The organism is Sporolactobacillus inulinus, from assembly GCF_006539285.1.
Lineage (GTDB): Bacteria > Bacillota > Bacilli > Bacillales > Sporolactobacillaceae > Sporolactobacillus > Sporolactobacillus inulinus.
In genome coordinates, this window is sequence record NZ_BJMS01000053.1 from 1 (window position 1) to 25,642 (window position 25,642).

Annotated in this window: 21 protein-coding genes; 15 read left to right on the forward strand and 6 right to left on the reverse strand. The window is 43.4% G+C overall.

The annotated features are described in order from the left end of the window. Nucleotides 1–147: 147 nt before the first annotated feature. From SIN01_RS08535 to SIN01_RS08555, 5 genes are read left to right on the forward strand one after another with little or no spacing between them, the layout of a single operon-like run. Nucleotides 148–1,203 (forward strand): FAD:protein FMN transferase, encoded by a 1,056-nt coding sequence (locus tag SIN01_RS08535; protein ID WP_010027653.1) that lies wholly within the window; start codon nt 148–150, stop codon nt 1,201–1,203. Between the two features lie 31 nt (nt 1,204–1,234). Continuing rightward, nucleotides 1,235–2,173, forward strand: coding sequence for a 1,4-dihydroxy-2-naphthoate polyprenyltransferase (menA, locus tag SIN01_RS08540; protein ID WP_010027654.1), 939 nt, complete (start codon nt 1,235–1,237; stop codon nt 2,171–2,173). Nucleotides 2,174–2,188: 15 nt separating this feature from the next. Continuing rightward, nucleotides 2,189–3,016, forward strand: coding sequence for an energy-coupling factor transporter ATPase (locus SIN01_RS08545; RefSeq protein WP_010027656.1), 828 nt, complete (start codon nt 2,189–2,191; stop codon nt 3,014–3,016). After that, nucleotides 2,986–3,849 (forward strand): energy-coupling factor transporter ATPase, encoded by an 864-nt coding sequence (locus tag SIN01_RS08550; protein WP_010027658.1) that lies wholly within the window; start codon nt 2,986–2,988, stop codon nt 3,847–3,849. Before SIN01_RS08545 ends, SIN01_RS08550 begins: the two co-directional genes overlap by 31 nt. Next, nucleotides 3,846–4,646 (forward strand): energy-coupling factor transporter transmembrane component T family protein, encoded by an 801-nt coding sequence (locus SIN01_RS08555; protein ID WP_010027660.1) that lies wholly within the window; start codon nt 3,846–3,848, stop codon nt 4,644–4,646. The genes SIN01_RS08550 and SIN01_RS08555 overlap by 4 nt, the downstream gene beginning before the upstream one ends. 737 nt (nt 4,647–5,383) lie before the next feature. Here SIN01_RS08555 and SIN01_RS08560 read toward each other — a convergent pair. Continuing rightward, nucleotides 5,384–5,899 carry an O-acetyl-ADP-ribose deacetylase gene (locus tag SIN01_RS08560; RefSeq protein WP_010025418.1) on the reverse strand — a complete coding sequence of 172 codons (516 nt, stop codon included), beginning with the start codon at nt 5,897–5,899 and terminating at the stop codon, nt 5,384–5,386. Nucleotides 5,900–6,050: 151 nt separating this feature from the next. Between SIN01_RS08560 and SIN01_RS08565 the strand changes: the two genes are divergently transcribed. Continuing rightward, nucleotides 6,051–6,953: a DMT family transporter gene (locus tag SIN01_RS08565; RefSeq protein ID WP_010025419.1), complete on the forward strand. Its 903-nt coding sequence runs from the start codon at nt 6,051–6,053 to the stop codon at nt 6,951–6,953. Nucleotides 6,954–7,428: 475 nt separating this feature from the next. Here SIN01_RS08565 and SIN01_RS08570 read toward each other — a convergent pair whose 3' ends face one another. Next, nucleotides 7,429–8,364, reverse strand: coding sequence for an aldo/keto reductase (locus SIN01_RS08570; RefSeq protein ID WP_010025541.1), 936 nt, complete (start codon nt 8,362–8,364; stop codon nt 7,429–7,431). Nucleotides 8,365–8,525: 161 nt separating this feature from the next. Here SIN01_RS08570 and SIN01_RS08575 point away from each other — a divergent pair, with 161 nt between their 5' ends. Then, nucleotides 8,526–9,305, forward strand: a complete 780-nt coding sequence (locus tag SIN01_RS08575) for an alpha/beta fold hydrolase (RefSeq protein WP_010025539.1) — start codon at nt 8,526–8,528, stop codon at nt 9,303–9,305. Between the two features lie 89 nt (nt 9,306–9,394). Here SIN01_RS08575 and SIN01_RS08580 read toward each other — a convergent pair whose 3' ends face one another. Further along, nucleotides 9,395–10,282, reverse strand: coding sequence for a shikimate dehydrogenase family protein (locus SIN01_RS08580; RefSeq protein WP_010025538.1), 888 nt, complete (start codon nt 10,280–10,282; stop codon nt 9,395–9,397). A 148-nt stretch (nt 10,283–10,430) separates the two neighbouring features. On the opposite strand from SIN01_RS08580, the gene SIN01_RS08585 reads away from it, so the two are divergent. Further along, nucleotides 10,431–11,540 carry a nuclease-related domain-containing protein gene (locus SIN01_RS08585; RefSeq protein ID WP_010025537.1) on the forward strand — a complete coding sequence of 370 codons (1,110 nt, stop codon included), beginning with the start codon at nt 10,431–10,433 and terminating at the stop codon, nt 11,538–11,540. 394 nt (nt 11,541–11,934) lie between these two features. On the opposite strand, the gene SIN01_RS08590 is transcribed toward SIN01_RS08585, so the two are convergent. The 3 genes from SIN01_RS08590 to SIN01_RS08600 are packed head-to-tail and all read right to left on the reverse strand — an operon-like array spanning nt 11,935 to nt 13,138. Next, nucleotides 11,935–12,291 carry a hypothetical protein gene (locus SIN01_RS08590; protein WP_010025534.1) on the reverse strand — a complete coding sequence of 119 codons (357 nt, stop codon included), beginning with the start codon at nt 12,289–12,291 and terminating at the stop codon, nt 11,935–11,937. Between the two features lie 24 nt (nt 12,292–12,315). Continuing rightward, nucleotides 12,316–12,888, reverse strand: a complete 573-nt coding sequence (locus SIN01_RS08595) for a DUF4352 domain-containing protein (protein WP_010025532.1) — start codon at nt 12,886–12,888, stop codon at nt 12,316–12,318. 25 nt (nt 12,889–12,913) lie between these two features. Beyond that, nucleotides 12,914–13,138 carry a hypothetical protein gene (locus tag SIN01_RS08600; RefSeq protein WP_010025530.1) on the reverse strand — a complete coding sequence of 75 codons (225 nt, stop codon included), beginning with the start codon at nt 13,136–13,138 and terminating at the stop codon, nt 12,914–12,916. 279 nt (nt 13,139–13,417) lie between these two features. Here SIN01_RS08600 and SIN01_RS08605 point away from each other — a divergent pair, with 279 nt between their 5' ends. From SIN01_RS08605 to SIN01_RS08635, 7 genes are all read left to right on the forward strand, one after another. Next, nucleotides 13,418–14,008: a YdaS family helix-turn-helix protein gene (locus tag SIN01_RS08605; RefSeq protein ID WP_010025529.1), complete on the forward strand. Its 591-nt coding sequence runs from the start codon at nt 13,418–13,420 to the stop codon at nt 14,006–14,008. Nucleotides 14,009–14,022: 14 nt separating this feature from the next. Next, nucleotides 14,023–15,546: a class I SAM-dependent DNA methyltransferase gene (locus tag SIN01_RS08610; RefSeq protein WP_010025525.1), complete on the forward strand. Its 1,524-nt coding sequence runs from the start codon at nt 14,023–14,025 to the stop codon at nt 15,544–15,546. After that, nucleotides 15,536–16,822: a restriction endonuclease subunit S gene (locus tag SIN01_RS08615; protein ID WP_052766811.1), complete on the forward strand. Its 1,287-nt coding sequence runs from the start codon at nt 15,536–15,538 to the stop codon at nt 16,820–16,822. The genes SIN01_RS08610 and SIN01_RS08615 overlap by 11 nt, the downstream gene beginning before the upstream one ends. A 103-nt stretch (nt 16,823–16,925) precedes the next feature. Then, nucleotides 16,926–17,129 carry a hypothetical protein gene (locus SIN01_RS15420; RefSeq protein WP_010026252.1) on the forward strand — a complete coding sequence of 68 codons (204 nt, stop codon included), beginning with the start codon at nt 16,926–16,928 and terminating at the stop codon, nt 17,127–17,129. A gap of 17 nt (nt 17,130–17,146) precedes the next feature. Further along, nucleotides 17,147–20,407, forward strand: coding sequence for a type I restriction endonuclease subunit R (locus SIN01_RS08625; RefSeq protein WP_010026254.1), 3,261 nt, complete (start codon nt 17,147–17,149; stop codon nt 20,405–20,407). Nucleotides 20,408–20,458: 51 nt separating this feature from the next. Further along, entirely contained in the window at nt 20,459–22,528 is a 2,070-nt protein-coding gene (locus SIN01_RS08630; protein ID WP_010026255.1) for a DUF262 and DUF1524 domain-containing protein, read from the forward strand. 95 nt (nt 22,529–22,623) lie between these two features. Continuing rightward, on the forward strand, nt 22,624–25,467 hold the full coding sequence (locus SIN01_RS08635) for a DEAD/DEAH box helicase (protein ID WP_010026258.1): 2,844 nt from the start codon (nt 22,624–22,626) through the stop codon (nt 25,465–25,467). The last annotated feature ends 175 nt before the right edge of the window (nt 25,468–25,642 follow it).

The window sequence follows — 25,642 nt, forward strand, 5'->3', positions numbered from 1 at the left end:
GGTGCGCCCGCGGCAAGCGAGCAGCTGAAGTGTCGTTCATGCACAAGGTAATGAATCAAAGCCCGAATGGAAGGCGGAAGTAAGAACTAAGCACAGCTTGGTTTTTCTTAATTATCGAACACATAGCGGACGGAAGGAATGAGAGCAATGAAGAAAACCGGAATTCTTTTCCTTTTCCTATTGCCTTTGCTGGTCCTGACAGGATGCGGACACTCTGCCCAAACAAAACAGGTGGAGCTACTCAGCAATCCCTACAGCAGAACGGAATTCTTAATGGGTACCGTGGTCACGGTGAAGATTTACGATAAAGGAAGAGCTGACGTGCTCAAACCGGTTTTTAATCGAATACAGGCGTTGGCAGATGCGACAACCGTAGAAGATAAACAAGCTCAATCCGAAATTGATCAAGTAAACGCTCAGGCAGGCATCAAGCCTGTTGCTGTATCTAAGGACATTTACCGGATGATCAAAATTGGAAAGATGTACAGCGAGCGCTCTGATGGCAATTTTGATCTGACTATTGGCCCGCTTACCAAACTATGGCACATCGGTTACGATGACGCGCGCAAGCCGGAGCAAAACGAAATTGACCGGGTGCTTCCGCTCATCGGCTATAAACGGATGATCCTTAATAATCAGAAGCACACCATTTTTCTTAAAGATAAAGGCATGCGTCTTGATTTAGGTGCGATCGCAAAAGGATTCATTACGGATGAAGTGGTGCGGGTATTGCATAAAGAAAACGTACACGCAGCACTTGTTGATCTTGGCGGTAATATTTTTGTCTTAGGGAAAAGTCCGTTCAAATCTAAATGGAATGTCGGTATTCAGGACCCATTTTCGTCACGTGGAAAGATCATTGGCAAAATTAAGGAAAGCAATCAGTCGATTGTGACTTCCGGCATTTACGAACGCTATATTACAGTCAAAGGGAAGAAGTATCATCACCTTTTAAATCCCAATGATGGCTATCCGTTTAACAATGATGTAGCCGGAGTATCGGTAATTACCAATCGGTCAACTGAAGGCGATGCTCTTTCCACCGTTCTGTTCTCAGATGGGGTGAAGGGCGGACTCGCCTATGCAAAAAAATGGGGAATTAAAGCGGTTTTTATTACACGCGACAAGAAAGTCTATGTAACACCGAATTTGAAAGACAATTTTGTTTTGACGAACAACAATTTTACACAAGTCAAGGAATAGCATAAAAGAACAGGAAAGAAGGCGTGTCCCGATGTCCTTACGCGCATTTTTTAAGCTTGTCGAAATTCAGACGAAATTGGCCAGTTTATTTCCATTTTTGGTTGGCTGCCTGTTTGCAATGTATCGTTATCATGCGATAAACCTGATCACTACATTGATTTTTTTTAGTGCGATGCTGCTCTTTGATATGACGGCGACTGCGATTAATAATTATATGGATTATCGAAAAGCAACCAATCAAGCATTTCGCAGAAAAATGAATATCATTGGCCAAGAAAACATTCCGGAAAGACTTGTCGTTTTTACAATTGTCAGTCTGCTGACTGCGGCTACGGCACTTGGACTCCTGCTCGTCCTACGTACCAATCTGATTGTACTGCTGGTGGGGATGGCTTGTTTTGCGATTGGCATTCTGTACTCCTTTGGGCCGATACCCATTTCGCGTATGCCGATCGGTGAGATTTTTTCAGGGATTACGATGGGCTTCGGTATTTTGTTTCTGACCGTCTACGTCAATGCCTATGATCAGGGAATTGCGACGCTCATTTGGGAAGGGCGTACCATTACTGTACACGCGGATCTTTTCCTACTCTTTGAAATTGCTCTTGTTTCGCTCCCCTGTATTTTTACGATCGCCAACATCATGCTGGCAAATAATATTTGCGACCTGGACGATGATATTAAGAATCATCGGTTCACGTTGCCCTATTACATTGGCAAGCGGTATGCGATCGTGTTGTTCAACCTGCTCTATGCAGCGACCTTTGCCGCAATGATTCTTGCTGTCGTTCTGAAAATACTGCCATTGATTACGCTGCTTGCACTGGTGGCAATCGTTCCAGTGATCAAACAGGTCAAGCGTTTTAATCAGAAACAGGTGAAGACGACCACCTTCAGCGTTGCGGTAAAGAATCTCGTCCTTATTAATGGTAATTTTTCGCTACTGCTACTGGTTGCTGTTCTTTTATAAAGGAAGGGATGCCCGATGGATGAACCGATGATTGACGTTGAAGACCTTACGTTTGCCTATGCTTCAAATGAAAAGAAACAGATTCTTTCCTCAGTATCGTTCAAAGCATGGAGGGGGGAATGGCTGTCGGTGATCGGGCGTAACGGTGCGGGTAAGTCTACATTGGCGGCTTTGCTCATCGGTTTGCTTCAGCCGAGTTTCGGGCGGATTCGCATCAAGGGGATTCCCCTGAATGAAGAGACGAAATGGCTGATCCGCCGCCATGCAGGCATGGTCTTTCAGAACCCCGATAATCAATTTATCGGAGCAACCGTCCAGGATGATGTTGCCTTTGGTTTAGAGAATCTGAATATGCCCTATGAAGAGATGCAGCGGCGTGTCGCAGAGGCATTGGAGGCCGTTGGTATGACCGACTACCAAGCAGAGGATCCCTCTCGGCTATCCGGCGGTCAAAAGCAGCGTACTGCGATTGCCGGAGTGCTTGCCCTTCACCCCGATCTCTTAATTTTAGACGAAGCATTTGTCATGCTTGACCCACGTAGCCGGCGCCAGCTCATCGCCGTATTGAAAAAGTTAAAGACAGAGCGTGAGTTAACGATTCTGTCGATCACCCACGATATGGACGAAGCAGCGGCAAGTGATCGAGTACTCGTATTAGAAAAGGGTTCCGTTGCAAAAGAGGGTACGCCAGCAACCGTGTTCAGTGAAAAAACCACTCTTGATGTCCCGTTCAGTGAACGGCTGCGCCGATTACTGCTGAAGAACGGACGCTCAGTTCCGGAGACCTACTCAACAGAAAGCGATTTGATCAAATGGCTATGCAAATCAAACTTGAACACGTAACCGCAAATTACAAAATCGGACCGCTTTTGAAGCCTCGCGTGCTTGATGATGTGAGCCTAACGTTGAACCCCGGCAGGATCACGGCTGTCGTTGGATCAACAGGGGCCGGAAAATCAAGTCTATTAAAAGTATGTAATGGACTATTGATTCCGAGTGAAGGCCATGTGACGATCGGGAGTAAAGAAATAAACAGTAAGACAAGCAAACAATCGCTGAAAACGATTCGTAAACACATCGGGATGGTCTTTCAATTTCCTGAATCCCAGCTGTTTGCTGAAACTGTGGGGGAGGACATTGCCTTTGGCCCGCTCAATTTCGGTACCGATCAAAGGCGAGCGGAGCAATTGGCAAGAAAGGCGCTTCAGCAGGTTGGACTCGATGAATCTATTCTAAGTAAATCTCCGTTTTCTCTATCCGGCGGACAAAAAAGAAGGGTTGCAATCGCCGGAGTACTCGCAAGTGAGCCGGAAGTGATTTTACTTGATGAACCGACAGCGGGGCTGGATCCTGCAGGAAGAAAAGAACTGCTGACTCTGCTGAAGCGGTGGCATGATGAGGAAGGAAAAACCATCCTTTTTGTTACCCATGATATGGAGAGTACGGCACGCTTCGCCGAAGATGTCATCGTTATGGAAAATGGATCAGTGGTTTATCATGATGCCGTGCGCCCATTATTTGAAAACACGCGGCAACTCAAGGAATGGCAACTGGATCTTCCGGAGGCTCGTCGTTTTCAGTTAGGTTTTGAAGCACAATCGGGGATACATCTGCCACATGTCTGTTTGACTGAAAAAGAATTGATGGATGCATTAATCGAGGTGGGCTGCGTATGAATCGATTGATCCTCGGACGCTATTTCCCTGGAGATTCGGTGATTCATCGACGTGATCCTCGGGCGAAGATACTTTGCGGAGCTGCCTTTATTTTTATCTCTTTTTTGGCAAAGAACATGGAGGGACTTATTCTTCTATGGATGTTTGCATTCGGTATCATGTTTTTCACGAAAATTAGTTTCCGCACTTACTTTCGCGGCCTGCGTCCCTTGTTCTGGCTGATCCTTTTTACCGTCTGTCTTCAAATCCTCTTTACATCGGGCGGAACGCTTTATTGGCGCTTTGGACCAATCAAACTCTCATCCTTCGGTATCGTTCAAGCTCTGTTCATCTTTACGCGCTTTGTCACGATCATTTTTGTGACAACGGCGGTTACTTTAACGACGAAGCCGATGGATTTGACCGATGGTTTGCATGCATTATTACGGCCATTGCGACTTTTTCATCTTCCTGTGGATGAATGGTCGATGATGCTGTCGATTGCGCTGCGCTTCATTCCCAATCTTCTCGATGAAACGCAGCGAGTCATGGATGCTCAGAGCGCACGTGGTGCTGTATTTGGCGAAGGATCACTGTTTCAACAAATGAAGGCGCTTGTACCCATTTTTCTTCCGCTGTTTGCAGGTTCGCTCGCACGCGGCGAGGAACTGGCAAATGTGATGGATGTACGAGGCTATCGCTCGGAACTTCCGCGCTCTTCCTTCAGACGACTTAAGTGGACGTTTGGGGATACATGTTGCTTGCTGATTATGTGCCTGCTCATTGTGGCTTTGGCAGCCTTTAACCTCAATGGATAGAAGTGAAGCTTTCGCAAAAAAGCGACCGGTATTTGCGCTACATGCGCGCGGTTTAACGATCGGTTTACTTTTTTGGACTGACGTATTCAACACAAAAGGAGCGGGCGTGGCTCGGTCCTTTTCGTCTCCGGGGCATATCCGGAGATTTTTTTGTAGGGAAAGAAAGTATTTGATTTTTGGTCACGCCAAAGACAGTGTATCAAACGCGCAGATGTGAGACGCCCGCGGGACCAGCGTGCCAGCGAGACCCCGCAGATAAATTGCGTGTCCGAGGAGGCTCGCGGCGCGCCCGCGGCAAGCGAGCAGGTGGAGTGTCGTTCAGACGAAAGATTGAGGGCTCCAAGCCGTTTTATCCTGTGAAAGTAAATAGACGGAAAAATTCCCCTTAATTAGAAAATAGAATAAAAAGTAGCTGAAATAGACGGATAAATTCCGCTTATCAACGTGAAAAACGTGAAAATGTGGGATTTGGTTCTGAATAACCGGAAAACCTCCCCTTATATACCTCTGGAGTGAGCTCAGCTCTGCTTATAACCGAAGAATCTCCGCTTATTTTTACTTAATTAAGGACCCGAATGCTTAATGAAAAAGGAGTGAAATGGATGGGACCAGTGTCTTAACCAAGAATCAAAGCTGAGGTGCTCTGGCGCCCGCGGAGCGTCTCTGTAGATCGCAGGTCAAAGGGAGAACCCGCAGATAAATTGCGTGTCCGAGGAGGCTCCTGGATCCAATCACCGTTATTCATCAAGGTCAGCCAGTGACTGATCGTAAGCATGTTTTGTGACTGGATCAAAGCAAACCAAGGTAACCTGTGCGACGCTCTTGGATGTCCTCAAAAATTCGCGGATTGTTTGAAGGGCGATCGGTGCGGCGGCCTCGAGCGGGAAATGGTAGACACCGGTACTGATGGATGGAAAAGCAACCGTTTGACAGTCGTATGCGTCGGCAAGCTTGAGGCTGTTTAGATAGCTGCTCTGCAGCAGTTCACATTCGTGATCTGCGCCGCCTTGCCAAATGGGACCCGGTGTATGGATCACATAACGCGCCGGCAAACGATAGCCCTTGGTTATTTTTGCTTCGCCGGTCCGGCATCCGTTCAAGGTTCGGCATTCCGCAAGTAGCTCCGGTCCGGCAGCGCGGTGAATGGCACCGTCAACGCCGCCTCCACCAAGCAGCGTTGTGTTTGCTGCGTTGACAATCGCATCTGCTTCGACTTGCGTGATATCACCGAGGATTATCGTTATGTTTTTCATCTTCCTTCCCTCCATGTCAAGACTAAGGCTATTATACATCGTTTCAATGAATGTAAAAGCGGTTAAGTAAAGTATGTTGCATATTATCGTTGACGCCTCGAGCTTATCCAATTACGATAGATGAAAAGAAAGAGCAGAAGGGATGGAATCAATGGCACTAAAAGATTTCCTACTATTAAATATACTCGGCGCTTTATGGGGCGGCTCGTTTCTGTTTATGCGTGTTGCTGCGCCGGTGCTTGGACCGTTTTTATTAATTGATCTGCGTGTGCTGATTGCCGGTTTTGCCCTGTTGATCTACGCCTATGCGATCCGCAAGATGCCGGATTTTCGACAAAAGTGGAAGCAGTATCTTCTTCTTGGCGCTGTAAATGCGGCTATTCCTTTTACCATGATTGCAACAGCAGAGCTGCATGTGACGGCTTCGGTATCGTCAATTCTAAACGCAACCACTCCGCTTTTCGCCCTGCTTGCGGCAGCAATTTGGCTCAAGGAACGATTGCGTCCCGGTAAAGTGCTTAGTATGTTCATTGGCATTGCCGGGGTGGCGATTCTTGCCGGATGGGGCCATCTTGGCCATTCACCGATTGTGTTGCTTTCTATTCTCTTTTCATTGCTCGCTTCTGTTTGCTATGGGATTGGCGGTGTGTACACAAAGCTGCATTTTGCATCTGAAGCTCCTTTGACTTTGGCGATTGGGCAGCAGCTAGCCGCGGGGCTGGTATTGCTTCCCTTCAGTGTACCAACTGTCGGTCGATTGCAGGGCATGACGCTATCGATCGCGGTATCCGTTTTCTGTTTGGCAGTTCTTTCAACCTCAGTTGGCTACCTTATTTATTTCTACCTGATCAAAAGTGTTGGACCAACGAAGACACTGAGTGTGACCCTGCTCGTTCCACTCTATGGTGTAATCTGGGGCATGCTATTGCTCAGTGAACGGCTGTCTGTGGGTACGGTTGCGGGACTCGTATTGATCTTGAGCAGTACAATCATGATTACTGAAACGAAGCTGGGAGCTGGGTCGAAGCGTACAGTCAGTCAGAACCAGGAGTAACATCTGGCTGGATCATCAACTGTTTTGTGCGATTTATCGACCACTTTTCGTGATTTATCGACCAGTTTGAAACATTTATCAACCACTTTTCGTGATTTATCAACCAGTTCGCACCATTTATCGACCAGTTTTCGTGATTTATCAACCAGTTCGCACCATTTATCAACCAGTTCGCAGTTGGAACTGTTGTATTGAATGGTGGTGAATCGTCGCTTTGGGTACTCGCATCAACAGGGCGCGACCGCGGCGCACCGCGAGCTTCCTCAGGCAAGCAGGAATCTGCGGGGTCTCGCTGGTACGCATCAACTAGGCGCGATCCCGTAGGCACCAGAGCCGCTCCGCTTTGATGCTCAGCCAAGCCGCCGTTTTATTGGTTTGAAGACAGGGTAAAATCGTCCACTTTCTTTACCTGCAAGAAAGGACCGAGCCGCGGCTCGGTCCTTTCCGTCTTCGGGGCAATCCGGGGATTTTATTGTTATGGGAGTTTGTTGCCGGCTGCTTGGTAAATGTCGTACCATTCCTGACGCGTTAACGTGATCTCTGCGCCCTTGGCAGATGCGGCGACACGATCGATATTCGTCGTGCCAAGAATGACCTGCATCTCGGCCGGATGACGCAGAATCCAAGCAACGGCGATGGCGTTATTGCTGACGCCGTATTTCTTAGCGATTTCATCAATCTTCTGATTCAATTCTGGAAATTTTGGATTATCGAGGAAAACACCTTCGAAGAATCCATATTGGAACGGCGACCAAGCTTGAATGGTTACATCGTTCAAACGACAATAGTCAAGAATGCTTCCGTCTCGATCCGATGCGCCATCCACCGTCATATTGACATTGATACCGGCATCAATCATTCCGGTAAATTTAATGCTGAGCTGCAGCTGATTGATTTCAAGAGGCTGATGCAGATACTTTTTCAGCAGCTCGATCTGATAAGGGTTCTGGTTGCTGACGCCGAAATGCAGGACTTTGCCTTCTGAGTGCAGCTGATCGAATGCTTCGGCAACTTCTTCAGGTTCGACAAGTGCGTCCGGACGATGGAGCAGCAAGTAATCGACATGATCCGTTTGCAGCCGTTTTAGACTGGCGTTAACCGTTTCGAGAAGATGTTCCTTTGAAAAATCATAGGCCTTAATATGCTCTTCGTTTCCGCGTACGATGCCGCATTTGGTCTGTAATGTGATTTTGTCGCGCAGGCTTGGCTGCTTAGCGAGTACTTTTCCAAACAATGCTTCGCAAGCACCATCCGTGTACACATCCGCATGATCAAAGAACGTGATCCCATTTTCCAAATCGGTTTTAATCAGTCTGTCTGCTTCTGCCTCAGACATGTTTGCAATACGCATGCATCCTTGAACAACCGCAGAACCCGACTTTTTTTCCGGTCCAATTGCAATTTGCTTCATGATCATACCTCCAAATTAAAGTTCACAAGAAGAACGCTTTCAATAACCATCATAAGACAGGCATCTATTTTTTTAAAGAAATTCGCTTTGTACGTATCGGTCTGCTCATAGAATCGGGCCAACCGGGTTAAACTAAAAAAAAGACAATTTAGGGGACGATCATGCCGTATATCGAAACGAATCAAGGAATCCACCTCTTTTATGAAAAGATTGGAAAAGGCAGGCCCATCGTTTTTCTGCATCCGCCGCTCATGGGTCATGTTGCTTTTCGTTACCAAAAGGCTCTAGCCGATCGAGCTCAATTGATTTTCTATGATCAAAGAGGGCATGGACAGAGCGGGTACCAAGCCTCAGCTTCATTAGGTCAGGTGATTCCGGATCATGAACATGACCTAAGCGAACTCATTCTCAAACTACAACTGGAAAAGCCGATACTTGTCGGTTATTCAAGCGGAGGACTGATTGCGCTCACTTATGCGCTACGCCATACGGGAAATATCGGCGGTATTCTGCTTGCAGGAGGATTCCCATGCATTGCATCAGTCCTGCTGCGTCTGGAATACCAGTTGGGCATTAGCTTAATGAAAACCGGAAATCAGCGGCTGCTGAGCCGGCTCATTGCTAAAGCAAATAAAAATACCGCAGAAGATGAACGGGTGATGGATGATTACGCACAAAAGGCCGATCCCGGAGCTGTTCTGGATCTCTATTGTGCAGGACCAAAAACAGACGTGACCCCGCAGCTTGCGCAATTGGATCAGCTGCCGATGCAAATACTTTACGGTTCGCTGGATGTTTATTTGAAAAAGCACAAGAAATATTTTGAACCGCTTGCGCACACCGAAATCATAACGGTTGATCGCGCCTTTCATCAATTGCCCACGCATCATTACAAAGTGTTTAATCATCTGATCATGCGATTCTTGCGTCAACTCGACTGAAAAAAGCAGCGCCCATCAAGTGGGAAGCTGCTTTTAGGTTTTTTACAGGATACTGACCGGATTCCTGTCGCGGTCATTCAAAAAGTTACTTACGAACGATTTTGATCTAATTCTTTTAACAGGGCATCTTCGACATCGTCAATGGGCATTTCTTGATCGGTCCATCGTTGGAACGCTTGGGCGCCTTGATAGATCAGCATACCTAGGCCGTTAAATGTGATGCAGCCATGCTGTTTTGCTGCATGTAAAAAGCGCGTCTGTCGCGGTTCGTAAATGGCGTCACAAACCACGGCCGAGGGTGACAGACAATCGATCAGCGCTTCAGCTACCGGCAATTTTGCATCATCACCCATGCCAATATTGGTTGAATTAATGAGAAAATCGCTCTCAGAAAGCGCGCGCTGCAAAGCCGCCTCATCATTGTAATCATGGAGCTGGATCGTCGTAGGATAAGCAGCGGCGATTTGCCTTAATTGGTCCGAAACAGCGGGGAATGACGCATTGCGCCGTTTAAACACATGGATGGTGCTCAGTCCTTTCGAGGCACCGGCAGCAATGATCGACAGCCCCGCTCCGCCTGCACCGAGGACCGTTGCTGTCTTACGGTTTGTTGCGTACCCGTTTGCTGCTAAATGAGCAAAGAAACCGGTCCCGTCCGTATTTGCGCCGATCAAATGGCCGTCCCGATTCATAATCGTATTGACTGCACCGATCAGGTCAGCGGTCGGGGTCAGTTCATCGAGAAAGGGGATCACCGTCCGCTTGAACGGCATTGACAAATTAACGCCGCCCATATCGAACTGGCGGATACTGTTCACAGCATCACCAAGATCCCCAGTCATATCAAAGGCCAAGTAAACGGCATTGATCCCCCGCTTCCTAAAACTGAGATTATGCATCAGCGGCGACAGACTGTGTTTCGCCGGATGGGCAAACAGTCCATACAGCCGGGTATGTCCGTTAATCGTGTCAATCATGTAAAGCAGCTCCAATCTTTCGCGTTTGGACGCAACGTTATTGCATTCATTATAACAAACCTTCTGTGAGTCTTTTGTTCAATGTCTTTAGACATAGTCTAGGGAGATAAGGTATACTATTGGTAAATTATTGAAAAGAGGCGATCCAATGCTTCAACTCTATATCCTTTGCGCAGAATTACTTGTTCTATTTTTATCGGGACTATTCGGCTTCTTATTTATAATTTACACGTATCAAAACACGAAATACAAGAAAACACACTATTATCGCATCACGCATCGTCCTTATTTGAAAATGAGACGTTCAACCGGCAGTTACGGCGAGTACCTCATCTATAATAATCTGCGTTCACTCGAGAAAGAAGGACGTTTTCTCTTCAACGTATACTTGCCCAAAGAAGACGGCACAACGACCGAGATTGACGTGCTGCTAATTCATAAAAGCGGTCTATACGTCTTCGAATCGAAAAATTACAGCGGTTGGATTTTTGGAACAGAAAGCCAGCGCACCTGGACGCAGACGCTTCCGACCGGCAGGCGGAGTATTAAAAACCGCTTTTTCAACCCGATCATGCAAAACGAAGGTCATATTAGCCAACTCAAGCAGTGCCTCTCAGACTATCCGCAAATCATCTATCATTCGATTATCCTCTTCAGCGATCGCTGTGAACTGAAAAAAATCACGCTGAATCAAGGCAAAGCAGCCGTTATGAACCGCCGCCGTGTCGCATCTTTTGTAAAGAAAACAATGGCCAATACCAACGAAGTCCTCGATCCCAATGAAATTGAAGCAATCGATCAGACCCTTTTTCCATATTCACAAACCTCCGAAGCAGTAAAACAGATCCATATTGAAAACATTCAAGCAAAACATCCGAAGCATTCCAAGAAAAAATCAGCCGGTCTCAAAAAAAAGATCGAGGAGCAAGCAGCGGTTGAGACTGCGTCAACAGCAGAATGCGATCCTCTGGCTGGTGAAGCGCAAGCTTTGGAACAAGACCAAATGGAATCGGCGATCCAGAAGCAAATAAAAGAAGATAAAGAAGAACATCAAATGATTCCCAATACAAATACCGCTCTGAATGAGCAAACGAAAGAAGCCGAAAAAGTGTGCCCACGCTGCGGAAAACCGATGATACAACGTGTGGCCAAACGCGGAACGCGCAGCGGCGAACACTTCTGGGGCTGCAGCAATTTTCCAAAGTGTCGCTACATGGAAAGCAGCGTGTTACAGGGTAACCTTCAAATTCGCTCCTGACCGATTATGGAGCGGTAATGGACCCAATTTCTTTTGTGGTACGTGTCATCGCGTTCCCGTCGTATAAAAAAAGATCCGCCTCAATGACCATCGTAGTGGCTGAGGCAGATTTATTGATGACATTATTCGGTGTATGCCAAACAGCAAAACACCATACAATTCTTGAAAAAGCAGGGATCTTTCCATTCAAAAGCAAAGCAACACTACGTTCGATGTTTACTTTTTTGTGACGCCTTTGAATGGTGAGCCGTCACTTTTTACATTCAAAAAGGTATGCGAGTCTCGATCTGCTTTTACCCACTGTTTTGTTTTTGGGTTGTAATACTGAACTCTATTCCTTACAGCACCATGTCTTCCTTTACCTGGTTTTCCGTTCGTCGCCATTAGGATAACCTCACTTGTTTCTATTTTTTTGGAGCAATGTAAAAATTGCTGCAAGTATTGCTAACACAAAAGCAGGGAAAGCGAGAAACATTGTGATCAAGAAACAAGCCATCCCAATAATTCCGAGTACATGCCCAACAACCGATATTCCTGCTTTTTTTGATTTGATCCATGCAATAATATGCAGAATCAGTGTGATTCCGGCACAAATGTAAAAGAAACTGCCAACACCGCCCGTTGCATGGGTTCCTGCTGTTGCATCGCCTACCGCTGCAAAGAGAACAGCAAACCAGGAAATCATAATCAGAAAAGCCATGATGATGTCTGCAACACCCGTTACGTTATTAATTGTGAGTCTTTTTTTCAAACGAAAAGCCTTCTTTCCTTTGAATTAGAATTGAATGGCAACACTATAATTCTTTTGAGTAAGCATCTCATCGCCAGAGATCACATCAAACTTGAAAGCACCTTTTTTAAATTGCTTTGCTTGCTTCTCTTTTAATGGGAACAAGACATAGCCTGATTTTGTTGCACCGCTTGCGATTTCGCCATCTTTGAATGCATCATCAACCGTGACATCTGCACCCATTAGTCCATCAATTTGCGTACCATCTTCAAGTACAACATGGCCTTGCGAAGGATATGTTGTCGCTTCATCCTTCGCCTTATTTGAAACGCTCATATGAATGAGGAGTACAAAATCGACTTGATCCATTTCATTGTCTATGAGGTTTAAGTCCGAAACCTGTTTGATCTCAGCAGAATCAACCTTTGTCGTTTGTCCAGCTGCCGTGTTAGTGAAATCTAATTTCGTTTGCTTATGAATCTTTTCTTTTGAGGCTTTGCTCGATGATTCAGTTTGCGATGCAGACGAGTCACCGCTGCCGACGGTAACATCCTCGGTGCAAGCAGCTAATGTGAATATCAGAAGTAAACTTATTGTTAAACCAACTATTCTTTTCAAAATGAACCCTCCCAAACTGAGTTAATTATTGGTAAATCAGTGTGTATCCAGCCAATTGAATGACGGTTTTCATCCCCTCAAGTTGTTGCGTAATAATGATCTGCTTTGCCTGATCAAGTGCAAGCTTTGAACCAGCTAAACGTTCGATCTCGAGTTCCATATGCTTCATTGTTTTGACAATCTTATTTTGTACGTTGACAGTCAATCGTTCTGTATGGTTGCCTGAAATAGGGATCATGGCGAGTTGCATCTTTTTATCGCCTCCTGAGTTATGCGCGATCATGATTCATTTAATAAATTCAAGCGTATTGCTTAGAAGTACATTGATGTACATAATAGAAGTAAGCTGCAGACATACTTCGGATGAATGAACAGCATGATTGGTGCATTTCCGGAATGCATGATCTAATAAATTGAATTGGGTTAACCTCACAAATAATTAATAGCAGAAAATATTGACTCAGTCAATAAATGATTCTAAAATAAAATCAACCGAGTCAATAAGAAAGCCCAAATTGGTGGTGATGGATTGATAGGCTTGGAGTATCTGCTTGGGCTTTACACCATGCAGCAGCTGGAGCTCGCTGATCGGTTAGGGATAAAAAAACAAAATATTAATTTATGGCTTAAGGGCAAACAGAAGATACCGAAGAAATATCTGCCGACTTTGGAGCAGCTTTTTCATGTCGATCGATCGTATCTGTCGAAAGAATTAAATGAACTTGAAAAACTGGAGCTGCAAAAAGAAAAGCTTAAAGCCGAATTACAACCGATTATTAAACGGCATGAGGATGTGCTTCGTCCTGGAGCAGAAAAGTTGGACGCCGTTCCAATCTATGATCGAGAAGAGATTAACAGGATCGACCGAACGATTGAGAAGACGAAACTTGTACAACGATTCAAAAAATCCTTGGAACAGGTTGATGATCATCCCTATATGGATACGTACCGAATCATTCTGGAATTGCTGGAACAAGCAGAATCCGAAATTATTTTACAAAAGACCATACAAGGACTAGCCCATTATTTAAACGTCTTACCCGGAGACATTTCAACCGGTCCGGAACAGGAAGAGTTCGAAGCGGCACTGTTTGAAGTGCTTGATGATTACAACTATTGAGGAGCGACAAGATTATGGCAAAATCAACAGCAAATATTGGCTTTGAAGAAACCTTGTGGAAGGCAGCCGACAAATTGCGTGGCAGTATGGAAGCCACCGATTATAAGCATGTAGTGCTTGGGCTGATCTTCCTCAAATACATATCGGACAAGTTCGAAATGAAATACAATGCACTCGTCGAAGAAGGCGAGGGGTTCGAAGAAGAGATTGACGAATACTTAGCAGAAAACATTTTCTGGGTACCAAAAGAAGCACGATGGGGTCATATTCGCGATCATGCGAAAAGCGAGAAAATCGGTCAGATCATTGATGATGCGATGATTCTGATTGAAAAAGAAAATGCCACACTGAAAAACGTGCTTGAAAAACGGTACGCACGACCAGAACTCGACAAACGAAGACTCGGTGAATTGGTTGATCTTATTTCAACCATTAAGCTGTACGATAACGAAGAAAAAGATTTACTCGGCCGCGTGTATGAATACTTCCTCGCAAAATTTGCGGCAGCGGAAGGCAAAGGCGGCGGAGAATTCTATACGCCAACTGGCGTGGTAAAAACGCTGGTTTCCATGATTGAACCCTTTAAAGGCCGGGTCTATGATCCTTGCTGCGGGTCAGGTGGTATGTTCGTACAAAGTGAAAAATTTGTTGCAGAGCGCCAGGGAAGAATTGCAGATCTTGCTATTTATGGTCAGGAACTGAATGCAACCACGTGGAAAATATGTAAAATGAACTTGGCGATCCGCGGATTGTCTGGAAATATTGGCCCACATCACGATGATACCTTTCATAATGATCTGCACAAAAATTTAAAAGCAGATTTCATTCTCGCCAATCCTCCATTTAATATCAGTGATTGGGGCGGAGAGCAGTTGGTTGATGATGTGCGTTGGGCATATGGGGTACCGCCGAAAGGAAACGCCAACTATGCTTGGCTTGAACATATGGTTTACCACTTATCACCAAGGGGTATTGCGGGTGTCGTGCTTGCCAATGGATCGCTCAGTACGAATACATCCAATGAAGGCGCGATCCGGAAAAATCTTCTTGAGGCTGATCTCGTTGACTGTATCGTCGCCATGCCGGATAAATTATTCTATTCCACGGGTATCCCGGTTTCGCTATGGATCCTTAATCGTAACAAGAAAGGCAGCACAAAGCATCGGAACCGCGAACATGAAATCCTGTTTCTCGATGCTCGTGAGCTCGGAGAAATGATCGATCGCCGTCACCGCGAGTTGAGCCTTGAAAATATCGAAAAAATTGCCGGTACTTATCATGAATGGCGAAACAAAGACGGAAAGTATGAAGATATTAAGGGATTCTGTAAATCAGCAACACTCGACGAAGTAAAAGAAAATGATTATATACTGACACCTGGGCGCTATGTAGGGATCGCGGAAGAACAAGACGATGGCGTTCCATTTGATGAAAAAATGAATCAATTAACCAGCGAGTTGAGCGATCTATTCGACCAATCTCACAAACTCGAAGAAGAGATCAGGAAGAATTTGAGGGGGATTGGGTATGAGATTTAAATATGTGAGATTAGGAGACGTTGCTATATACTTAAAAGAAAAAATTTACACTAACAAAATACGGTTAAATAATTACGTATCAACCGAAAATTTAAAACCAGATATCGGTGGGGTTGATTCAAGTAATAAATTGCCGACTACTAAGATGATAACTAAATTCAACAAATGGAATATATTAATCTCAAATATTAGACCCTATTTTAAAAAAATATGGTTAGCAGATTGGAGTGGTGGTTGTTCTAATGATGTACTGGTACTAAAGGCTACTGATAAGATTAATATATTTTATCTATATTACAATTTAGCATGCGATAGATTCTTTGACTTTGTTATGGCTGGTGCTAAGGGAACTAAGATGCCTAGGGGTGACAAAGATCATATTATGAAATATGAGTTGATGCTTCCATCAATTGACTGTCAGAAGTTTATTGCTGATATTCTCTCGACCTTAGATCAAAAGATTCAAATTAATTCAAAGATAAATCAAAATTTAGAAGCAACGGCTCAAGCGATCTTCAAACATTGGTTTGTTGATTTTGAATTTCCAAATGAAGAGGGCAAACCCTATAAATCCAGCGGTGGAGAAATGGTTGATAGCGAACTTGGATTGATTCCTAAGGGATGGAAGCTGGGATTTTTTAAACATTTAATTACATCTGTTGTAGGTGGAGATTGGGGTAGAACAACTTGTCAGGGAAATTACACGCATAAAGTGAACGTAGTGAGAGGAGCAGATATTCCCGAAATAAGTGTGGGGAATAAGGGGAATGTACCTACGCGATTTATCCTTGAAAAAAACTATGAGAGAAAGGCATTAAGAAAAGGGAATTTAGTTGTTGAAATATCTGGAGGTAGTCCAACCCAATCTACTGGAAGAATTACTTATATTTCGCAAGATGTTCTTAAAAAATTCGACTCAGATCTTGTTTGTACTAATTTCTGTAGAGTGTTGACATTGAATCACAGTTCATTTATAGAATTTGTTTATCTGTATTGGCAGCAACTTTATGATAGTGGAGTCTTTTTTCTCTATGAGAATGGAACTACAGGGATAAAAAATCTTGACATCGATTCTGTATTAAAGAATTACAGCATTATACAACCACCTGATAAAATTATTGATAATTTCCACCAAACCCTAAAGGATATTTATAAAAAAATTCAAGTGATAGGCGAAGAGAATACAAAATTGAGTATGGTTAGAGACACTCTCCTCCCAAAACTGATGTCTGGGGAGATTCGTGTTCCGATGGAAGTGGCTGAACAAGAAAATTAGTGTTTATCTATTACTTTTTTGGTAATTTTGCCCAATATTCGCTATTTCGCGGTTTTATTAACGATCTTCTAACCTATGAGCCTGATAAAAGAGGTGTCCATCGATGAAATTTGGTATGAGAAAACCGAGTTTGAAACGAAGAATATCCGCGCGAACGAGTCTCAAACGACAATTGATCCATCGTACTGGTTTAAAAATGCCACGTGGATACGGATGGGTCCGGAATCCGAAGAAATATGGATACAACAAGGTTTATCAGCGTACGTCTTTTGATCTTTTTGCATTGCTGAAGAAGCTTTTTAAATAGAAAGGGGGAGCGTACCCATGAGTGTTCCAGAAAGTTTTACTGAAGACAGCTTGGAACAAGCGGCTATTGAAATTTTAGAAGAATTAGGCTATGAGTATCAATCAGGGCCTGATATTGCCTGTGACGGCGATTATCCAGAACGAAAGGATTATAAAGAAGTGATCCTTGAAAGTCGGGTGCGTGATGCATTAGCACGCATCAATCCAGGAATTCCGCGAGAGGCTCTGGATGATGCGTTTCGACAGTTGATCACGTTTAATAATCCATCTTTAGCGGAAAATAACCATTATTTTCACCGGATGCTTACAGAAGGGATCGACGTTTCTTACAAGGAAGACCATATCATTCGAACGAAACGCGTGTACATCGTTGATTCTGAGCACGTTGAGAATAATGACTTTCTCGCAGTGAATCAATTCACCATTATTGGTTTGAAGAATAGACGCCCTGACTTGATTCTATTTATTAATGGGCTGCCGCTTGTCGTGATTGAACTGAAATCAGCCTCGGACGACAATGTTGGCATTGAGCATGCTTATAATCAAATTCAAACGTACAAGAGGGATATCCCATCGCTGTTTCATTACAACGCATTTTGCACTTTATCCGATGGGATCAATGCTAAGGCGGGTACAATCACGTCTAACTTCGAACGATTCATGAACTGGCGCAGTGATGACGGTCAAAATGTAGCCCCGCTTTCGATGCCTCAATACGAGACACTGTTTCACGGGATGCTTGAGCAATCACGTTTGATCGATATTGTGACGCATTTTATCTTATTTCAAACCACGCGTTCGGAAAGTTATGATGCAAAGGGTAAAAAGTTTGGGGCAAAAAAATCGCTGATTAAAATTTTAGCTGCCTATCATCAATATTTTGCGGTGAAAAAAGCAATTGAGAAAACGAGAATGGCGACGAGCAGCACGGGCAATCGAAAAATTGGTGTCGTTTGGCACACGCAGGGTTCTGGAAAGAGTTTCACGATGGTCTTTTACACTGCGGCACTTGTTCGCCAGTTAAATAATCCCACGATCATTGTCATTACCGACCGGAATGATCTGGATGATCAGCTCTATACAACCTTTTCCAAGGCTCAAGAGATTCTAAGGCAGGAGCCGAAACAGGCAGATGTCCGAAAATTAACGGATGAGCAGAAGAAGATCCTTGCAAACGATCACTCGCGCGAAGTAAATGGATTATATGATCTGCTCAATGAACGACAATCTGGCGGGATTATTTTCACGACGATTCAAAAGTTCAAGCCTGAAGCTGGAGAAATGCCGATTTTAACAGATCGGCGTAACGTGATTATTATTGCAGATGAGGCGCACCGCAGCCAGTATGGACTTGAGGCGAAAACAAATTTGAAAACAGGGACAATAAAGTTTGGCTATGCCAAGTATATGCGTGATGCGTTGCCAAATGCTTCCTATATCGGTTTTACTGGAACGCCGATTGAATTCGATGATAAATCGACACCTGCCGTATTTGGCAATTATATTGATATTTATGATATGACGCGTTCAGTTGAGGACAAGGCAACCGTTAAAATTTATTACGAGAATCGCGTGATTAAGCTTGAAGCTGATGATGATGTGATGCAGGTTCTGGATGATGAATTCAATGAAATTACCGAAGGACTTGAAGAAACCGCACGGGAAAAAAATAAATCAAAATGGTCACGTCTTGAAGCAGTTGTCGGCTCACCCAATCGGATCAAGAGACTTGCTGCGGATATTGTTCAGCATTTTGAAGCCAAAGAAGAGGTCATGTCTGGGAAAGCGATGATTGTCTGCATGAGTCGTAAGATTTGTGTGGATTTGTACGACGCAATTGTGGCGCTGCGACCAGACTGGCACAGTGACGATTTAAATAAAGGAAAAATAAAAGTTGTGATGACAGGCAGTGCGGCGGACAGTGAACGGCTGCAAAAACATGTCGGGGGAAAACAGCGCCGTGATACCCTGGCAAAACGGATGAAGGACAACGGTGACCCGCTTAAGCTTGTGATTGTTCGTGATATGTGGTTAACAGGATTCGATGTCCCGTCACTAAACACGATGTATATTGATAAGCCGATGAAAGGTCACAACCTCATGCAAGCAATTGCCCGCGTTAACCGCGTATTTAAAGATAAAGAGGGCGGCGTGGTTGTTGACTATATTGGCATTCTTGAGAGCTTGAAGCGAGCATTGAATCAGTACACAGACAGTGATCGGAAGAATACAGGAATTGATACTTCAGCTGCGATTGCAGTCATGAAAGAGAAACTGGAAATCGTTCAGAGTATGATGCATGGATTTGATTATAGCGGCTATTTCTCGACTTCGGCACGTACGCGCATGCGAACGATTGCAGAAGGCATGAATTTTATCCTCGGCAAAGATGAAAAAGAGCAAAAAGATTTCATTCAATATGCCACCGAACTTGGTAAAGCACATGGGCTTGTTTCTGCTACCGAAGCTGGAAAAGCTGTGACGATGGAAGTAGGGTACTTCAAGGCAGTAAAAGCAAGCTTGATTAAGCTTCAACACGGATCCAAGACACCGCCAAGCAAACATGTCATTGAACAACGGATCAATCAATTGCTTGAACGCTCGATTATTTCTGAAGATGTGATCGATGTCTTCCAAACGCTTGGCCTGAAGCAGCCGGAAATCTCCTTGCTTGATGAACATTTTCTCCAAGAAGTAAAAGCATTAAAAACAAAGAATTTGGCTCGCGAAATGCTGAAAAAGCTGCTCGAAGGCGAAATCAAAGTCATGTCGCGAACCAACCTTGTCAAATCAGAACTTTTCTCAGAAAAGCTGAAACGCTCGCTTAATAAATACCGCAACCAATCCATTACGAATGCTGAAGTGATTGAAGAACTGATACGCATGGCGAAACAAATTCGCAAAATGGGTGAGGATGAGGCAAAACTAGGATTGAATAGAGATGAAATTGCCTTCTATTACGCGCTGTCCAAAGATGAAGCCGTTCAAGATTTCTATGACGATGACACGTTGAAAACGATTGCTCAAGAACTAACAGAATCAATTAGAAAGAACGTAACCATTGATTTTAACATCCGTGAACAAGCACAGGCGATGATGCGTCGAACCATCCGTAGACTCTTGAAGAAATACAATTATCCACCGGATCAAGCAGAAGACGCACTTGAAATTGTGATGAAACAAGTAAATCGCATGTCCGGAAACGTAGCAGAGAACCTAACCTATGATGGGATGCTTGCTCAGCAGGCGGCTGAGGATAGTGAAGATTATAAGTTATGAAAATAACAATGAAATTCAGTAATCAAATGATTGAGGTTGGTGAACGATACCTTGAAAGCTGTTGAGCAAAACTTTTTAAAATTTCTTCAATCACCGAGTCAATTCGTTGTGCCCATTTATCAAAGAAAATATAGCTGGTCAATCCCGCAATGTAAAAAATTACTTCAAGATGTTCTTGTGGCTGGAAAAGATGATGAAAGTTTCGGGCATTTCACGGGCTCGATTGTTTACATAACAAAAGATGTCTTTCATGCAGCTGTAATTAATCAATTAAGCATCATCGATGGACAGCAACGATTAACGACTCTGTCCCTAATGATCTTGGCGCTTCGAAATGCATTGGAAATTCAGAAAAAAGAAATTGGAATTTCGACGAGAAAGTTGACGAACTATTATGTGGTGAACAGTGATGAAGAAGATGACTTATATTATAAATTGGTTTTAACAGATGGCGATAACCAAGCCATACGATCAATTTTAGATTCTGATAAAGCTGCGATAGACGCTTACAAAGAAAGTCGCATTGTACAGAATTACAATTATTTCTTCAATGAAATGATGAAATCGGAACTTAAAGTCGTCTATGAAGGTTTAAAGAAACTGATGATCATCGATGTAAGTCTTGAACAAGGAAAGGACAACCCACAATTAATTTTTGAAAGTCTTAACTCGACTGGATTAGATTTATCGCAAAGCGATTTAATTCGAAATTACATACTCATGGATTTAGATCCGAAATTACAATCCACTATTTACCGGAAATATTGGTTGAAAATTGAGCAGTTGTTTACGGATCATCCCGAAAATGCCTTTGATCGTTTCTCAAGGGATTACTTAACGATTAAAACTGGTCGAATCCCACGCCAGGACAGAATCTATGAGTCGTTTAAACGATACTTTAAAAGCGCCGTATCAAAGTTAGGCTTGGAACAAGTCGTTAAAGATTTTTATGATTATAGCAAAATCTTTGCTGATTTGTTATCAGCCGTTACGCCAAATCAAAAAGTGAACGCATTGATGCAAGAGATTAACGAGTTAAGGGTAAATGTTGCCTATCCATTTTTGGTTCAAACCTATCATGATTTCGATAACAAGGTAATAAATCAAGAACAACTGATTACCATTTATCGCCTTGTTGAATCGTATGTGTTCAGAAGAGCAGTAGTAGGTATCCCAACGAATTCTTTAAATAAGACATTTGCCACATTGAATGCCAAAATCGATAAAGCGCATTATTTGGACAGCTTTTGCTATGAACTTCTTCAATTAGATTCATATAAGCGCTTTCCATCAGATGAGGAGTTTGAAAGAGAGTTGAAAGTAAAGGATATTTATAATTTTCAACGCTCAAAATACTTATTGAGCAAGCTTGAAAACTTTGATACCAAAGAAATTATTGATCTTAACAAATACTCGATTGAACATATTATGCCTCAGACGTTAAATGAAAAGTGGAAAGAAATACTCGGGCAAGATTGGAAAACCATTCATACGCAGTATTTGAACAGGCTTGGCAATCTAACACTTACCCGTTATAACTCCGAATTGAGTAATCAAGAATTCGAAGGAAAAAGAAAAATGAAAAACGGATTTATTTATAGTCCGATACGATTGAATCGAATGTTAGCTGAAGTAGAGCAGTGGGATTCTAGTGCAATTGATCGACGAGGAAATTTGCTTTCCAGACGAACTCTGAACATTTGGCAATACCCAAGTGTATCTCCAGATTATTGTGAGCAAAGAGAAGAAACGGTTGATAACGTCTCCTATACTATTGAAGATTATGAGTTTCGATCAAAACCAAATCTAGAACTTTTTACATCCATTCAAGACTATTTAATAAATCTGAATGCTGGTATTACCGTTAAATATAATAAGCATTATGTTGTCTTCCGTTTTAGAAGTAATCTTACTAGTGTTATGTTCACAAAAGAGGGCATTTCAGTAAATATTAATGCTTCTGTGGATGAATTAACAGATCCTAAAGGTCTGCTCAGAGATTTGCGAGGTATTGGCCATTGGGCAACGGGAGAAAGTGAGATCAAAATTTTTTCACCTGCACAATTGGATGATGTGTATCAACTCATTCATCAAGCTTATGCTATCCAAATGGAGATTTGATTTTTATTTATTATCGTTGGTATTTCGAAGTTACTTAAATGAATAATTTAGATCAAATAGTACCGCAATCATGATAATGAAGGATTGATCGAGTTATGAACAACAAACTCATCACCAATTCGAATGGACAAACGTTCTTATATGAATTGCAGCAGGCGTTTTCGACATGTGAAGCGTTCTACTTTAGTGTCGCATTCATTAATTACAGCGGGTTGCAGCTGCTACTTGACCATTTAAAGGAGCTGCGTGAGCGCGGGGTCAGAGGGAAGATCATGACCTCGACGTACTTAAATTTCACCGAGCCGAAAGCGCTGAAACGGATTAAGAAGTTTGATAATATTGAGCTTCGTGTTTTTGAAGCGGATCAGGCAAAAGGGTTCCATAGCAAGGTGTATCTTTTTCAAAATCAAGATACTTATACGATTATGATTGGTTCCTCAAACATGACGCAAAGTGCGCTGAAGAGTAATGTTGAATGGAACGTGGCAACGGTGGCGAAACGTGAGGCGCCGTTTCTGAAAAAGGTGATTCATGAATACAACGCATTGTGGGCGCAGTGTACGGTTGCAGACGACTTGTTTCTGAAGAAGTATGAGCGATTTATTGAATCGCTGAAGGCTCAGGTTGCCGCTGCGAGGGAACCAACGTTTTCAAGTTATGGAAATTCGGCGATGCAGAAAATTGTTCCAAATGTGATGCAGCATCAAGCGATCGATAATCTCGAACGGCTGAGGGATCATGGCGAAACGCGTGCGCTTGTGATTTCGGCAACAGGTACGGGAAAGACCTACATGGCAGCGTTTGATGTGCAAAATGTTAAGCCAAAAACGATGTTGTTCATTGTCCATCGAGAAGAAATTTTGCGTAAAGCCAAAGAAACGTTTGAACGCTTGCTTGGTCGCGGGAACAAAATGGGAATGTTCACTGGTACGATAAAAGATCATAAGGGGAAGCCGTATCTTTTCACAACGATTCAAACCATCAAAGATCATTACCAAGAGTTCGCCGCTGATTATTTTGAGTACATCATCATTGATGAAGCGCATCATGGAACCAGTCCTACATATACGCGTGTTTTGGATTATTTTGAACCAAAATTTTTGCTAGGTATGACGGCGACGCCTGAGCGCTGCGACCGCGGTGATATTTTCGGCCTGTTCGACCACAATATTGCAATTGAGGTTCGTCTGAATGAGGCTTTAGAAGAAGATCTTGTGCTGCCGTTTCATTATTTTGGGATTTCGGATGTTGACGGTGTCGATCTGTCCGATGTCTCAATCGATGACGTTGCCGAAGTTGCAAAACGGCTTAAGGTAAATGAGCGCGTAGATTTTATTATCGACAAAATGAACTTTTACGGCTATGACGGGGATTCATGCAAGTGTCTTGGTTATTGCGTGACCAAGGATCATGCGCAATACATGGCGGAGCAATTCAATCAACGTGGCGTAGTCAGCACCTATTTGACCGGGGATGATCCGCAGTGGAAGCGGCAAGAAATGATTCACAAGCTTGAGAATGATCATGATTCGCTACAAGTGATCTTCACTGTTGACATCTTTAATGAAGGGGTCGATATTCCGTCGGTGAATCTTGTGCTGATGCTACGGCCAACGAATTCGCCGATCATCTTCATGCAACAGCTTGGCCGCGGTCTGAGAAAATATCAAGGACAATCCTTTTTAACTGTGCTTGACTTTATTGGCAATCACAGTAAAACCTTTTTGATTGCGATTGCGCTCAGTGGCAAGCGCTTTTACGATAAGGACAGTCTTAAGGTCGCTGTCGATCGCGGTTTTCCCGATCTTCCCGGTGCAACGCATATTCAAATGGACCGAATCTCACAAAAACGAATTATTGAACAGTTAAATCAAGAGAATTTCCGAGCGATGAAGTATTTAAAAGAAGAGTACCTGGAATTTAAAAAACAATTTGTACGCAGTGCAGAAGACCGGACGATTCCGTATTATTTAATGGATTACGCACGATTTGAAAATGCGCCAGATCCGATAAGATTTATCGATAATAAGAAAACTTATCTTGCATTCCTCGCTGCCGTTGAGAAAATGGATAAGCTAAAGCAGCTAGCAAATGAAGAGCCATTCAGCACCGTCCTGCGTCAATTGTCAATGACGCTGCCGATTAAGCGTCCCTATGAGTTTGTCGTCCTTCGCTATCTGATGAACCATCACGCGATATCATGGGCGGAAGCGCAAAATGAAGTGCTGAAAGTTATTGAGTCGTTTGACGAGACGTCGCTCGTACATGCCTTTGAACATTTGAATCAAACCTATGATGATCAGGGCCAAAAGTCACGAGAGATTAAGTTAGGAAGCTATGACCGGAGGACAAAGGCTTTTATCAGATCGGATCCCTTAGATAAAATTCTTGAAGATCAGCAGCAAAGTGCGTATATGCTTGATGTACTCAATTTCGGGCTTTATCGCTATGAGAAAATGTTCGGTCATCGGAATTATGGATCACCTTTTTTCAAACGTTATGCGCAATATACAATGATCGAAACAGCATTGTTATCGAATTACCAAAAGACGTTGAGTTCTTTTCGCGGTTCCGGACTGTTAACAAACGGTAACAACTACTTCTTATTTATTGATCTACATAAAGAAAAGGGCATTAAGGACAGCATTAATTATCAGGATCATTTTATTAATCCCACCCTTTTTCAATGGGAATCACCGAATACAAAGCGTCAAGATTCAGCGCAAGGTCATCATATCACTCATAATAAAGAAGATGGTATCACACTCCACCTCTTTATTCGAAAGTTTCGGATGATTGATCAAAAGTCTGAACCATTCATCTACATCGGGACCGGTGATGTAATCAGCTATAAGGGCAATAAGCCAATCACAACAGAAATTGCGCTGCATCACGAAGTACCGATGGCGCTATACCGGGAATTCACCACCAAAGTATAATAGAATCATAAAAAAGCCTCTTCTCGTTTCTTGGTGACGAGAAGAGGCTTTTCTTAGTAAGGGAAGAAAGTTTATGATCTTGCTTTGAAGTACAACGATAAGCGGCATAAAAATGGAGCTTCTACCAATTGCAAAAGGAACTTACGCTAATTGTAAGAGGAACTTCTGCTAAATA